The following is a 15,465-nucleotide window of genomic DNA, read 5'->3' as shown; positions in this document are numbered from 1 at the left end:
ATCAAAAAAACAGCTGTATCATAAAAGAATAATCACAGATTTAAAATAACTCTTTTGGAACATATCCAATTTAAAAGCTAGCAATACATCTTAATTTTTCAAATTTAAATATATAACAGTTTTATATGGTTGGTAACCTAAAATTAGTAAACAATAAAAAATTTTTTACCATTATACCATTTCAAGTTATAATCTCCCACCTCCATGGTAATGACATTGTTGACAATTGGTTTTATTTTTTTGGTGCTGAGTTCTCCTCCCATTATGACATGATAATCTACATAATTCAAATTTTACTGGATTTATAGGTGCTACGATAGTCCCACTATCAAAATTAGTCTGAGAAGCATTATAAGTACTAAAAGGAGCTGTTCCTGTCCATTTCATACGATTAGTAATCAAAAAAGGATTACCCCCGTGTGGGTCATGACAAATTATACAAGGTATTTTTTCTTTACCATGTATATCATTACTAAAAGAACTAGCTATATTTCTTATCCTGCCATTATTATTAGTAGGATCCAATACATTTAAATCAGGTCTATCAGTAAAAGTTGGAAAACTACCATCATGGCATTTCAAACAAAAATGATCTATTTTATATATTTTCAACCAATATTTGTCAGTACCATTATAATTTGTCGGGTTAGTTGACCAAGTAAAGGGTTGTAAAGGATTGTCTGGATCAACAAGTGATTCTATCACATTTGTGGTATTTAAATCGTCTCTCCTAACTCCATGAACACCATGACAATTTATACACTCAAGATGAGCACCACTGCTACCTTGTTGTGCATCTGTCACATCATGTGACCTGTTTACCCATCTTCTTGTACCACTATAAATATCATAAAACCCATCATTGCTTGACATCAAACTTTCAATATCAATATTATTTTCAGACAATGGTCCAATACCTTGTGAACTCCCGTGACACACAAAACATAAATCTTCTTCATTACCTTTTAACAACTGAGAAGTTGCAGAACCCGTAATAATATCTTTTGCATTATGTGGTTTATGGCAGTTGCCACAGGCATAATCTGATGAAATGGGCGCACTGCTCACAACCTGATTATGCACAGATGTAGAAAAAGGTAACGTTTTACTACCTTCAACCTTTTTATCATGACAGCTTGTACATAACAATTGTTTATCAGCAGTTCTTAAAAAATAAATAGTTTCTGTATGCGGATCATGACATGTTGTACATTCAATCCTTCCGTTTTGAAGTTTTATAAATGAAGGTAAAACTGATGGTGATTTCAACTGCCTATCTTGAACAGCTAGATTATCATCATAAACAAATGATATAGGATGATCATCTCTTAGGTCAGTACCAAGATTTGCTTCACCTGATAATGGAAAATTCAAATCCGTGGCTATTGACGATGTAGTAGCATATATAGCATTGAGTGCTATTGTTCCATCGTGACATGAAAGGCATAATTTCGAACTCCCAGTGGGCTGTCCTGGCGAAGCATTCATAGTCACTGAAGAATACGTTTGATACACTGCCGTACTAAGTTCTCTATTCCAAAGGGGAGCATATGGAAGAGCATTGTGTGGAGTATGACAAAATACACAAACTCTATTCTCTTGGCTTGACTTTATAGGTCCCGGGCCAGATTTTGATAGATTGTGCTTGGTATTTGCTACTCCAGCATATATCAATGAACTAAATATACCTAGTATCAATAAACTTATGCTTACTTTAATTTTCATAAACTTCCTCCTGCTATAAAGATAGCAAATATCATGCCTACACTATTCAAATGACTTATATACCTTTACTCTTGCATTAAACAAATCAGCTATATAAATCTCATCATTATAACAATAAATCCTTGCAGGCATGTAAAAAGATTCAACATCAGAGCCATTCTGTCCAATAAAATAAAGCAAATTACCATCTAAGTCAAAAATTTGAAAATTATCAAAGTCAGCATCTGTAACATATATTCTCTCATATTTATCGATGCATATACCTTTAGGTTTTGAAAAATTACCCGGTCTGTTTCCAATCTCACCAAACGTATCCAAAATATTACCATCATAATCTAGTTTAATAATTCTAAAATTCATAGAGTCTAAAACATACAGCCATCTTTTATTTTTAATAACATCTATATCCAATGGAAAATTAAATCCCTTATCAATCTCATTTTTAATATTTCCATCCATATCCGTAATAACTATTTTATTTCTGTTAGCATCTGCCAAAAATATAAGATGATTTTTTGAATCAACCTTTATTGATACAGGTTTACTTAATTGAATATCTAGAAATGAAGTTGACTTATCAATAATATTGTATCTAATAATATACCCTTTTTCTGAATCAACCAAATAAAGATTATTATTGTCGAAATCCATATCTACTATAGACTTTAACCTTTTACCAGAAAACTCTTTTATAATATCCAGCCTAAAATTATTCTTATCTATCAAATAAACCACTCCAAACATAATATCGCTAACAGCAATGTAATTATCATTTGCCGCCACAGCAAAAGGCCGATACAGAGGGGGAATCTCATGTTCAATTCCAAAAAACTTTCTAAAAAAACTATAATTTTCCCTAATTTTTTTCGTATCTATAATGTTTATAAGCGCTATCTTTGGATTAGAGATATCAGGCCAAAAATATTTATCAAAATTTTCTACATTCTGATAACGTACTGCACAACCACTAACGAGAATTATTATTATCAAAAATTTTAATAGTTGCTTCATCTTTAGCTCTCTTTAAAATTTCTTTATAATAATCTTTAAACTTCCTTTGCTTCATTAATCTTTCTATTTCACTCTTAATCTCTTTATAAGGCACAACCTCTGAAGGTTTTTCATCTATAACTTTAACAATCAAATACCCATAAATATTTTTATAAGGACCTCCTACATCCCCTACTTTTAATGAGAAAATTTTATCTACAGGATAATTTTTACTAAATTTATACACTTTGTCTTCATCAGGATATTTCCCTTTATTACACTTACTCCAAACCTTTTTATCTCCTTCTTTTATGAGTAATAAAATTTTTTCAGCTTCTTTTTTCTTTTCTTCCATTTGTTTTGGATTCAATTCACGAGCATCTGCCTCAATAAGGCAATTTTTTACAATATAAAACGCTCCTGTACTAAACATACCAAGATTGTTGTCATAATAATTTTTTAAAATATCATCACTAATTTTTTCTTTAAAAATTTCTTCTTTAATAATTTCTTTAACATTCAAATCTCTATAAGTATCAATCAATATGTTTTCACTTATACCATTCTCATTCAAGGCTTTGATATAATCTTCATTACTTTTAAAACGTTTCTTAATTACATCTACAATCTCTTTAGCTTTATTATCAACCTTCTCATATAATTTAGGTTTATTTTTTTTCAAATAAAGAACTATTGTTCTTGCATTAACTGCTGACTCTATTGCTTCATCCCAAAATTCTTTTTTATTTAAACTCTGAACATGAAATTTACCAATGGGGATAACTTTATTTAAAAACGTTTTTACCTCAAAGTAATGTATTTTTTCTCCATTCACAATAGCAATAATCTTTTCTTGTGCAAACAACAAGTTACTATGAACGAGTACCGTAATAAAAACCAAAATTTTTACGCAACTCAAAATATACTTCATGTTCTACTCTCCTTACACCATCCATTATGGTATTATTTTTTCTATATCCTAAAGCCATTTTAAACACTCTTGTTTTATAGCTCACTGCACATTCGTAATCTAATCCTTTGTTTTTTTCTCTATCAATTTGCTTCTCAAATGCAAATATTGCAGTTAATCTATCAGTAGGTGTATATGATACTTTAACAATAATATAGTCATCTTTTTTAAATTCGCCAATCGAATTATCTCTTTCTCTTTCAAACCCCAATTCAAGTATAGCATATGGTTTAACAACAGGAAAGCTTCTATATTTAATCAGCTTCAAATTAGCATTGTAAAGCTGCAATTTATAATCTCTATCGTTCTCTCTATACTTTAAATCTAACAGAATATTTCTTGCATTTAGCTGATAATTCACTCTTTTTTCTCTATCTACTTTAGTAATTATACCCTGATAATCGGTTTTTTCTTCTTTGTAATAAGTCATCAAGTTATGATATTTATATTTAATTTTCAAATCATATATCGTAGTATTTTTTTTATAGATATTTTTTTGTTTTTCATATTCTTTTTTTGGATAAAAAGATATTTTATAGTTTTTATCCTTTATTTCCATATTCAATAAAAAACTATAAAATACTTTATCCTGTGAATTCCCAAAACGATCTTTTTTATAGTTACTTTCCAAATAAAACTTTTTATTCAAAGTAAAATAACCATCTTTAGATATAACATGATACTTTTCTGTATAACTGCTATATTCATCTCTTCTTTCATACCTAAACTCTTTATCAAATATTAAATTATACGGACGAATCTCAAATAGTTTATCTAAGCTGAATCTACTTTCTTTCTCATCTTTAAATCTATTTGAAGGATCATAAACTTTATTCTTCTCAGTCTCATAATATTCAATATCTAGTTTGCTTTTTATAGTTTCAAAATATTTAAGATAATACCCACTTCTTATCTCATATTTATTTTTGTTGTACTCATAACCTGCATCTCTTTGTACAGACAAAGTTAGATCATTTGAATCTCCTGTTAAAACACTGAGCTGACCTTCAATTGATTCATTAAAGTTCAGTAGATAAGTATCCACAGGATTAAGTATGACTATACCAAGACTTGAATTCTCGCCATCAATAATAACACCACTTAAATCTAATGTTACTGCATTAGAACCAATATTCTTAATTAAGATATAACCACTACCATAAATTCCATTGCTCAAAATAGTGTTCAACTCATTATAAGAAAAAATGCCTTCATCTATGCTTGCAACCTTTAGATTCTCCTTCGTAAGAATTATATTTGTATAAAAATCAAAATCTTTTGAGCTATAATCATAATTACCCGAAATGTTGTGAGTTGTACTAATATCATTAATATATTTGTCTTCATTGTATTCATAAGTGTATGTACCTGTAACGCTATGCTTTCCTTCTGTAATATTTGTTGACAACTTATAATATCTATTATTGTATATATTACCTTTATAATCTTCATCAGTAAGTTTGCCAAACCCTTCTATTTTTAAATTTTTAAACTTTAACAATGTTGGAAAACCAAATGAGTCAACCAATCCAAACGTATACGTTTTTTTATCTGAATTCTCTTCACCAAGATTAAATTCTTTAATTTCCTGCTTATAATTAAATCCTACAAGGTTTTTTATATCTATTCCCACTTTTTTATGAGCCTCTTTTGTTAAATAGTTAGAATCAGTTTCTAATATTTTTTTATAACTGTACTCAGTATAATTAGCCATAAAATTAATTTTTCCGTATTTATAAAAATAGTAATTTTGCATTTTATTACGATTATAGTTACTTAAAGAGGTATTAATCCCTTCTAATTCACTAATATCAGCTTTAATTTTTGGCAATGAATTAAAATACTTTTCACTATTGACATCCAATGCTTTATTATCTGAATACTCCACATAAAACTCTATATTTTTTTTAGGTATCCTAAAATTCAACTTCCCATTTAAAGAATAATCGAAGTCTTCTGTATTCTTTGCATCAGAATTAGATGTAAAAGGGAATGATACTTTTGGTTTCACATTTTCAAAATAGTTCATATTATACTGATCCAAATTTAGATTCAATCTAAGGCTACCCAATCTACCTCTTAAAAAATCTCTTTTATAATCAGTATTTAAAAACAATTTATCCACTTGGCTTCCTTCATAATACTTACTACTATTGTCTTCTGATCTAGAATAAGATTTAAACTGCGTTTCAACACCCGTATTTAGAGATAAGTAACCAGCATATACATTGTAAGAAAACACAAAAAACAAAATAAAAAGGTACTTTCTAATAAACATAATCACCTATCATGACAGTCTAAACAAATACGCGATGGAGTATCTCTTAAAAGCTTAATTTTTTTCGTATGAGGATCATGGCAAGTAGGACAAGCCATTAAAAAACCATTTTTATACAACGGAAGCTTATTGTTAACTTTTTTATTGTTTATCTTTATTTTCTTAATATTATTTAAAGAACTTCTAATATCAACATTAATTGGATGAAAACTTTTACTATGTTCAATATAATTTGTATGACATGATATACATACAGCAGATATTTCATCATACAGTTTTTTAATTTCTATAGCTGTTTGCTTCCTATTTTCATATAGATTTGGTGTTATATATTTATATGATTTTGATTTACCCCATATTGGTTTTATTTCATATGATTTCCTTAGCTTATGGCAAAAACTGCAGTAACTTTTACTGAAACTTGATCCTAAGAATTTAAAATTATGAGGTGATTCTTTAGCATATATTGATTGACAAAAAAACAAAAAAACTATCAATATTAATACAATATTCTTTGTCATATTTTTCCATAATCAAAATTTAAATTTTTATAATCAAGCCTTTTATAAATATAATATTAGCACAAATTTTAACAAACTGCTATTTATTTATGTGACACTCACCGCAAAAGGTTTTCTCATCTGTAGTTCTCAATAATTTTTCCACATGCTTATATGAGGTAAAGCTTGTTCCCACTACTCCTTTATGCGGGTCATGACATGTAAGACATTCCACCTTGCCATTAATAAGCTTAAACTTACCATTCACTCCATTTACCCAACCATTAGATACGTTGCTATTCAATCCTGTATCTTTAGTATAATCATAGACAACTCCAATTGGATGATTTGATTTTGCATAATCAATTGTCAATACACCCATTAAATACGCCTCAAAGTAAGCACCTGTAAACCCAGTACTCTCAGACATACCATCATGACATGCCATACATGCCTCAGAAGGGGAATTTATTGTATTATCCTGAATATTATCTAATGTCCCAAAAGGACTAACATATTTTGTATATGCAGCCCCATCATCATATTGGTTAGTATCATTCCATAGCGGTATTTTATTGCCTGCATTGTGAGGCTTGTGACAAGGAGCACACGGAGATTCATCTACACCATCTGAACGATAAAAATAATGAGGGCCATTCTTAACCTGCACACCATTAATAGAACTAACATGGCAGTTATAAGTCGAACAACCTGATGCATATAGATTGCCTACCATAAAAACAACAAACATCAATATAGAAAGCAAAATCCACCTTTTATCCATTAAACCCCTCTCTCAATAAAGCCTTTATACAGGGGGAGACCTTCATCTCCCCTAGCATAAAAGCTTATCCGTCAGCTAATTAATTGTTATGACATGTTTGACACAACGAAGCTTTCGCAGCCCTTAAAAAGTCACCATTAGTATTGTCATGAGGGTTATGACATGTACCACACTCAAGAATATCACCTGATGTCCCATAAAATTTAAATCCTGCAGCCTTAACACTTGCTAACGACTTCAACGAAGTAGCTGTCCCATTATCTACATACTGAATGGATACAGGGTGTTGACCATTAGGTTTAGTTGCATAATCAATATCAAGCCCAACTGTTACAGTAGCTTTTGCTGCTGTCAAAGCTGTACCTGGTCCGCTCGCATCATTAATCATACCATCATGACATGCCATACACGCTTTTGAAATATCTCCCAATGTACTAGATGGAGTAGCATTAAGAGAATCTGTTGGAGAAGTATAAGCTGAATATGTCCCATCAAAAGAGTTACTGTCATTCCACAGAGGAATTAAAGTACCCGCGTTGTGTGGCTTATGACATCCACCACATGCTGTCCCACCATAAACAGCAGATGCACTATTTTGCGAAAAGTCATGAGCTGTCCCAGCAACTCCAGCAAATGTTAGAACCGGTACCACCAATAAAGCTAATAAAATTAATAATTTTTTCATGTCTTTACCTCCTACTTGTTTTAGCCTTTAGCTTTTGTGTACTATTAGCATTATTTGTGCCAAAATAATTTTGCTTTTCCTACTAAACTGTTATGATTTTATGATCCACACTATTTTTCGTTTATATTTTTTTTGTGTATAATCAACTCAAATCAAACTTCATACTTTATTAATATCTCTAGTAATATCCAAATGAACAACTATAAACTCACAATCCTTAACCTACTTACATATAAGTAATTTCTATTTTTTTAAATTAAAAACAATTCCTTTTGAACTTTTTAGTTAACAAATTATCACACACATATTATTAAATCTGTATACAAAATACAAAAAATGAGACATGCGTGAGACATATATGCTACAAAACCTGTAGGATATGAGACACAATTGAGACATAAGTGAGACACGATGAGACATGTTACAACAAAAAATTTGAATCAATAAAAACGACAATTTTGTATCAATATCAATACCCAGGATTGTATTGCCATCACTTTTGAGAGGTAGCAAAAAAGAACCGCCATTTCAAGTGCCTATAATACAATATTATTTATTTTAATCTATTGAAAATTTTTTTAGCAATCTATAAAGTGTAGCCCTGCTAATACCTAAAATTTCCGCAGCTTTTTTCCTATTATTCCCCGCCTTTTTTAAGGCATCTAATACCTCTTCTCGATTCAACTCTCTTATATGCTCTTCTTTCAATCCCAAGTCACTAGGCATTATAACACCGGTGTATCTTGCCTTTATCAAACTTGCCCTTATAATATTCTCAAGTTCTCTAACATTTCCTGGAAATCTATATTTCAATAATAATCTTTCAGCCCCCTGACTTAACCTAATCTCTCTGTTATAAAAATTGTATTTTTTAATGAAATAATTTGCTAATGGGATAATATCTTCTGTCCTCTCCCTTAAAGGTGGAACTCTTACTTCAGCCACTTTTAGCCTATAATACAAATCCGCTCTAAATTTACCTTCAGCAACCTTTTGTTCTAAATCAACATTCGTAGCAAAAATATATCTGACATCTAATTTAATATCCTTCATCCCACCAACTCTTCTAACACAATTTTCTTGTAATACCCTCAAAAGTTTTACCTGCAAGTCAAATTCTAAATCACCTATTTCATCTAAAAAAAGTGTCCCTTTCTGTGCCTGTTCAAAATAACCTGGCTTACTTTTATCTGCTCCAGTAAAAGCACCTTTTTCATAACCAAAAAGCTCTGACTCAAGAAGTGATGGTGGAATGGCATTGCAATTTACAGCCACAAAAGGGCCTTTTTTTCTTTTACTATATTTATGTATACTTTTTGCAACTACTTCTTTTCCCACTCCACTTTCCCCTGTAATTAAAACAGGTACATCAGATGAAGCTATTCTAGCCATTTGTTTCAAAACTTCCAAAAAGACCGGTGAATCAGCTATAATTTGTTCATCCTCAAAATCTTTATTCGTTTCAACAGCTTCCTCTTTCTTCTTCTCTGAAAGACTTTTTTCTATTTCAGCCAAAATTTGTTTTAATTTACTCATTTTAAAAGGTTTACTGAGGTATTCAAAAGCTCCCTCTTGTATTGCTTTTATGGCAGTATCACTAGAGCCAAATGCCGTAATCAGTATAAAAACTGCATTATTCCCAGATTTACGCATCTTTTTAAGAACTTCTATACCATCTACTTCATTCATTATATAATCACATATCACTACATCATAATTGTTTTTTTTCATTAATTCCAATGCATGTATACCATTAAGTGCAACCTCGACTTGATAAATTCGTTCAAGAGCAAGCTTTATTACTTCTCTAGAATTTTTATCATCGTCTACAATTAAAACTTTAAGCATCTTTACCTTTCAACGGTATTTTTATACCAAAAATTGTTTCACCATTCTTGCTTTCACAAAAAATATCCCCTCCTAAAACCTCAACTAACTCTTTACATACAGCAAGCCCCAAGCCAGTCCCTTTTCCTGTTTTTTTTGTAGAAAAAAAAGGATCAAAAATTTTATCTTTTAATTTTCCATCAACACCCTTACCATTATCAATCACATATATTGTTACAAAATCACCATCAACTTTACTTTTCACCTTAATACTACCAACATTTTCACCTATACTATCAGCTGAATTTTTTATAAAATTGTATAATATTTGTTCTACAAAACCTTTGTCTGTAAAGACAACAACATCATCAACATCAGCTTTAAGACTTATATTTTCTGACACCATAAAACTCATATCAGATAAAATATCAGAAACCAAATCTTTTAATCTTACACTTTCATAAGAAGGTTCTGGTTTTTTTGAAACATAAAGATAATTTCTAATAATATTTTGGATTTTATTAATCTGTCTAGCAATATTATCACAGCGCTTTTTAATAAAATCATCATCATACACCTCTTGAATCAAATCAATGTTACCCATTATTACATGCATTGGCGTCCCAATTTCATGTGCCATTTTTGAGGCAAACTGCCCTAATATTGACAGCTTTTCATAATACACAACTTTCTCTTTTAAAGCCCTTTCTTTTTCATCAATTTTTCTGACTATATAATACAACAACAACACATAAATTATAAAACCAAACAATGAAAAAACACTTGCTCTATAACGAACACTATCAATATTATCCATAATCTCGGTAAAATCTTTATATATTTCCACAACTCCCTTTACTTCACCACCAAACACAACTGGATAATATATTTCTTGAACGTATTCTGTTCCTTCAGGTATTTTAATATCACCAAAACTTTCTACATCAAAAACTTTCTTGATAGAATAACTTATTTCACCAGACAATGCTTTACTCAAACCTTCACTTTTCACTTCATTTTTCAATAAATTTTTATTATACAAAACACTCAGCCTTTTACCTTCAGGAGAAAAAATAATAACTTCAATTAAATTAGGTTCATTACTCAAAATGTTAAGTATCGGACTAAAATCCATATTTTCATTCCAATTATTTCTAAACACATAATATGAAGTAGCAGAAAGTAAGGATTTTTTAAATCTCTTTTCAAAACCTTTTCTATCAACTGCTATAAAAAAATTTTTAAAATCAAAATAAATCAAAACATTTAAAACTATCAATACAAAAAATATTACTAAAACCGATGATATTAAAAACTTAACAGTTAAAGGAAACTCACCAAACTTTCTTCTTATCTTATCTATTCTGTCTTTCAACTCATCACCACCTCAACATGGGCTCATCAACACTCATATTTCTCCTGCCTTTTTTATACAATTCTCCCAAATATTGCAAAACAACAAGTCTTTTATTTGGAGCATCAAGAATATAAATTCTATCTTTATCATCAATTACCAAATCTTTAGGATTGTTGAAGCCACCCAAATAAACTGAAGGCTTTTGATCACCCATATAATATAAAAAAGTACCTTTTTTATCATAAACTTTAAATCCATGAGAGGCAATATCCACAATATAAATATGACCTTCAGAATCAAAATCTATCCCATTGGGAAAATTTAATGCCCACATATTATCTCCTGGTTCTAACAACTCACCTTTATAGTTACCTTCTTTGTCAAAGATAAAAACTTTTCCTATAAATTTAGAAACTAAATATATATCTTCTGATTGCGGATCAACAGTAATAGCTGTTGGTGCAGGAGCATTCTTTATACTTTTTATCAACTTTCCATCAAGGGTTAATACATCAATTCTTCCCAATATTTGATCAGTAACATAAATTTTATTTTTATAAACGAAGACATCAGAGATATCCTTATAAACTCCTTCCATATCAAAATTCTTTTTTTTCTTCATTCTATCAAAATCTTTATCATTGACTTTTCTTCCATAGGCCCACAAAACCTTCTTATTCTCAGTTATCTCCATTACACTACCTGAGGCTCTATCTCCTATAAAAATTCTCCCATCTTTTGTAACATCAATAGCACATGGCATAATACTGCCAAACCTAACTTCTCTAATCTCTTGTTTTATAAAATCAACTATCTGTATTTTAAACGCTATAGGTACTGCTATATATACTCTCCCTCGACCATCAGTGGCTAGCCTTATTGCTCTATAATCAATCCATTTAACATTAATATCACCCACAAGCTCTTTTAAAAGCTTGCTTTTTTTAGATGCCTTGTTTGGAAACTCATCAGAATTAGCTATTACACGTACAGCCTTAAATTTTGGGTTAGCCGACTCCTTTGGCCATACATACTCATCTATTTTAAACACAGGTTGTTTTGTTGCACAGCTTATAGTTAAAAATAGCGTAGCAATTAACAATAAAATATAAGATCTTCGCATAAAATACCCCCTAAACCTTATCTTTATGGCAACTAATACAAAGAGACATAAAATCTTTACTGTTATTCTGAAAAAGCTGTCTAGTTTGTCCGTAGTGTGGATTATGACATGATACACAACTTATTTCTTCATTTGTGTCTGGAATTAATTTACCACTGGTAGGATGAGAAGCTGAAGTAAAATTCGCAAGTACATGGGTACCACTTTTTTTATCAGTATGACAGTTTAAACATAAATTATTCACATCATCCATTAACAAATATTTTCTATTAGAACCATGAGGGTCATGACAAATATTACAATATCCTGCTACTGTAGGTCCATGTGCATATGGTGCATTAAACATTGAATTTTGAAATTCTTCATGGCATTGCAAACATTTACTAGAAATAGGTTGTTTAGATGAATAATAATTATTTTTATCGTGACATTGAAAACACTGCCAAGCAGCCACCGGCCCATGAACATACTTATAGTTCATTTTATTATTATGACATATCTGACAATCTTTCACCTCAGCAAAACTATGACAACTTGTGCACAACGATTTATTATCATCCATATGAAAATAAGTTTTTCTCTTTATTTTATCTCTATAGGCTATAGTAGTCGTCACATATTTAACTTTTACTTTTTTTTCCACATCTTCAAAAACAATTCTTATATTATTTTCCCCCTTCTTCAGCAAAACCCTTTTCATAAAAACATATTTCATACCATCCTTAGTTTTTAACTTCTGAAAACTATCTACTTTATAAACTCTATCCTGAATTATAATATCTAATTTACTGCCCACATTAACATACCCAATTATATGAATTTTATCACTATTAACAATAACTCCATCATTGGGGTAAACAATTACAATATCCTTAGCATACACAGTACAGGTAAAAATCAGTAGTAAACTAATTAATAAATTCTTTATCACAAGCTTTTTCAAAATACCCACATGCTTTTTCATAATCACCTTTTTTCTTGTATATTTTACCCAACAAGTAATACAATCTTCCTTTATTAGGATATATTTTCTCAATTGACACAAGATAGTCAAGAGCTTTATCCAAGTTGCCTAAATTATATAAAGCTAAACCAATATAAAATTTTGCATCAATAAATTTGTTTGAAATAGGTTTAAGAAGTTCAAAAGCTTCCTGATTTTTACCTAATAAAATCAACACCTCTGCTAACTTTACCTTTTCAAAGTCATTTATCCCTTTTTTATCCAAAGATTTAAGCTTTTGTAGGGCATCATCCTTTTGACCATCTTTTATCAACTTTTTAATAAAGTTAATATCTGGTAAGATACTCTTTTTTCTAACTATTTTTGTTACATTTTGAAATTTTTCATATTCTTCTTTGCTTATCTCTCCTGTTAAATACTTTATATATCTTCCCACTTTAACAAAATATTGCCCTTCATACCCTATAGCATTTAAGACCTTATTATTTTTATCCAAAAAAACTGTAACTGGCAATGTGTAAATCCCAAAATCCAAAATAGCATCTCCTTTATAATTTACAATAAAAAAATTACTGTTAACTTTACCTAAAATTTTTAAGATTTCCTCTTCTTGGGCTCCTTTTAAATCCAACGAATAGCAATCTAAATCTTTTCTAGAACATAGTCTTACAAAAGTCTTAGCTACCTTCACACTTAAGCCTTTATCACTTCTCCAAAACAATATTAACTTTAGTTTTTTATCCTTTACAGACTGCTCAAATTTTGGATGAGAAGATTCAAATTTGCTAAAATCAATCACGTCTCCTTTTTTTACTCCTTTTAAAGGGAAAGATAACACCGTGCTAGCAACAAAACAAAATATAAATAAAAACCTAATGATTTTCATTACATCCCCCTTTAATTATATTTAACGGGACGTACTCTATCATAAGTCTTCGGTTTATGACAACCTACTATACACTTCCCACCTGTTTTTGTTTTAGTAAAATTAATAGGCAATTCCCATCCACCTGATCCAAAAGGAACTGACTTTCTAACATGTTTTGGTTGATTGGAAGCATGAACTTCGTGACATGCTTTACAGCTTCTTCCTTTACCTTTTATCCTAACATGTAAATAATGTAAGTTTCTATCTCCATTTCTAAAACCTGTATATTTAGTTGTAGATGCATACTGCAAAATTTCTTCATTATGGCAATTAAAACATAAATCGTATAAGCCTTTTCTATATTGATTATAAAACTTTTTCGGAAAAGCCATTTTTAAAATAAATGCATTATTAGAGCCATGTACGCTATGGCACGCAGTACAGCCATCAGTTTCTACAGGACCATGAACAAATTTTGAATTTTTAACCCTTTCACCTATATCATTATGACATTCAAAACATACATTTTTAGCATCACTAACTAGCAGCTTACCAAAATCTGAAGCATGAGGATTATGACAATCTCCACATGCACCTTCATCCACTGGTTTATGTTTATACTTTGAATTATTTAACACGTCAGCAAACTTTTTATTCTTACCATGACACTTCATACAAAGATCTTTTTCTGATTTTGCCTTTAAATGAAATTTTGTATCAGAATTATGAGGATCATGGCATTGAGTACAACCTTCTTTTACAGGTTTATGCACCACTGCTTTATGAAACCCATCTTTTTTATCATTATGACAAATAAAACATAATTCATCTTTCTTAGCTTTTAATTGGAATTGAAAGTTTGAAGAATGAGGATCGTGACATGATGTACATTCTCCTGCCGCTACAGGACCATGTAAAAATTTTTTAACTGTTTTATTGTTCTCATGACACTCAAAACATGTTTCAGACTCACTCTTACCTTTTATAAAAAACTTATTATTCCCTCCATGAGGATTATGACATGCTGTACAATCTCCTGTATTTATAGGCTCATGAACAAACTTGCCTTCAACCTTATTATCATGACACATTATACAAACAGGCTCATCACCTGTTGGAGATTTAAAATCGATAAAACTTTTTGGTCTGTTAATATGTTTTTTCAAATCTGCATCACTAGCATTATGACACACCAAACATTGCTCTGCAGCAACAGGACCATGTGCAAATTCATAACTTTTGATATCATTATGACACTTAGAAGTAGTACAGTTAAAAGCATATAGACTATAACTTATTGATAACAAAAAAATAATAAGAAAAAACTTCTTCATAAACTAGACCTCCTGTTTTTTTAATCAAGAGCAAGCAAATTATGTGCCAAACGAACTTTT

The 15,465-nt window shown here is 30.2% G+C and carries 13 protein-coding genes; all 13 read right to left on the bottom strand.

Annotated elements, in window-relative coordinates:
- Positions 1-186: 186 nt before the first annotated feature.
- Positions 187-1,725, bottom strand: a complete 1,539-nt coding sequence (locus OWK30_RS00505; RefSeq protein WP_423322513.1) for a cytochrome c3 family protein — start codon at positions 1,723-1,725, stop codon at positions 187-189.
- 42 nt (positions 1,726-1,767) lie between these two features.
- Positions 1,768-2,736, bottom strand: coding sequence for an NHL repeat-containing protein (locus OWK30_RS00500; protein ID WP_423322511.1), 969 nt, complete (start codon positions 2,734-2,736; stop codon positions 1,768-1,770).
- A complete protein-coding gene (locus tag OWK30_RS00495) occupies positions 2,693-3,646 on the bottom strand; it encodes a peptidylprolyl isomerase (RefSeq protein ID WP_423322509.1) in 954 nt (317 codons plus the stop codon). The genes OWK30_RS00500 and OWK30_RS00495 overlap by 44 nt, the downstream gene beginning before the upstream one ends.
- The gene (locus OWK30_RS00490) at positions 3,588-5,963 is read right to left on the bottom strand and encodes a hypothetical protein (RefSeq protein ID WP_423322507.1); all 2,376 of its coding nucleotides are present in this window, start codon (positions 5,961-5,963) and stop codon (positions 3,588-3,590) included. The genes OWK30_RS00495 and OWK30_RS00490 overlap by 59 nt, the downstream gene beginning before the upstream one ends.
- Positions 5,964-5,965: 2 nt before the next feature.
- Complete coding sequence (locus tag OWK30_RS00485; RefSeq protein ID WP_423322505.1) at positions 5,966-6,484, bottom strand: cytochrome c3 family protein; 519 nt, start codon at positions 6,482-6,484, stop codon at positions 5,966-5,968.
- A gap of 79 nt (positions 6,485-6,563) precedes the next feature.
- Positions 6,564-7,247 carry a cytochrome C gene (locus tag OWK30_RS00480; RefSeq protein ID WP_423322503.1) on the bottom strand — a complete coding sequence of 228 codons (684 nt, stop codon included), beginning with the start codon at positions 7,245-7,247 and terminating at the stop codon, positions 6,564-6,566.
- A 79-nt stretch (positions 7,248-7,326) separates the two neighbouring features.
- Positions 7,327-7,932, bottom strand: a complete 606-nt coding sequence (locus OWK30_RS00475) for a cytochrome c3 family protein (RefSeq protein WP_423322501.1) — start codon at positions 7,930-7,932, stop codon at positions 7,327-7,329.
- Positions 7,933-8,490: 558 nt separating this feature from the next.
- Positions 8,491-9,780 carry a sigma-54-dependent transcriptional regulator gene (locus OWK30_RS00470; RefSeq protein ID WP_423322499.1) on the bottom strand — a complete coding sequence of 430 codons (1,290 nt, stop codon included), beginning with the start codon at positions 9,778-9,780 and terminating at the stop codon, positions 8,491-8,493.
- Entirely contained in the window at positions 9,773-11,134 is a 1,362-nt protein-coding gene (locus OWK30_RS00465; protein ID WP_423322497.1) for a sensor histidine kinase, read from the bottom strand. The genes OWK30_RS00470 and OWK30_RS00465 overlap by 8 nt, the downstream gene beginning before the upstream one ends.
- A 4-nt stretch (positions 11,135-11,138) precedes the next feature.
- A complete protein-coding gene (locus tag OWK30_RS00460) occupies positions 11,139-12,239 on the bottom strand; it encodes an NHL repeat-containing protein (protein ID WP_423322495.1) in 1,101 nt (366 codons plus the stop codon).
- Positions 12,240-12,249: 10 nt separating this feature from the next.
- Positions 12,250-13,203 (bottom strand): cytochrome c3 family protein, encoded by a 954-nt coding sequence (locus OWK30_RS00455; RefSeq protein WP_423322493.1) that lies wholly within the window; start codon positions 13,201-13,203, stop codon positions 12,250-12,252.
- Positions 13,148-14,089 carry a tetratricopeptide repeat protein gene (locus OWK30_RS00450; protein ID WP_423322491.1) on the bottom strand — a complete coding sequence of 314 codons (942 nt, stop codon included), beginning with the start codon at positions 14,087-14,089 and terminating at the stop codon, positions 13,148-13,150. The genes OWK30_RS00455 and OWK30_RS00450 overlap by 56 nt, the downstream gene beginning before the upstream one ends.
- A gap of 11 nt (positions 14,090-14,100) precedes the next feature.
- Positions 14,101-15,405, bottom strand: a complete 1,305-nt coding sequence (locus OWK30_RS00445) for a cytochrome c3 family protein (RefSeq protein WP_423322489.1) — start codon at positions 15,403-15,405, stop codon at positions 14,101-14,103.
- Positions 15,406-15,465 lie beyond the last annotated feature (60 nt).

The organism is Deferribacter abyssi, assembly GCF_049472655.1.
In the GTDB taxonomy this organism is placed as follows: domain Bacteria; phylum Chrysiogenota; class Deferribacteres; order Deferribacterales; family Deferribacteraceae; genus Deferribacter; species Deferribacter abyssi.
Note: the sequence above shows the minus strand (reverse complement) of the source record. Positions and strands in the feature narration are given on the sequence as shown.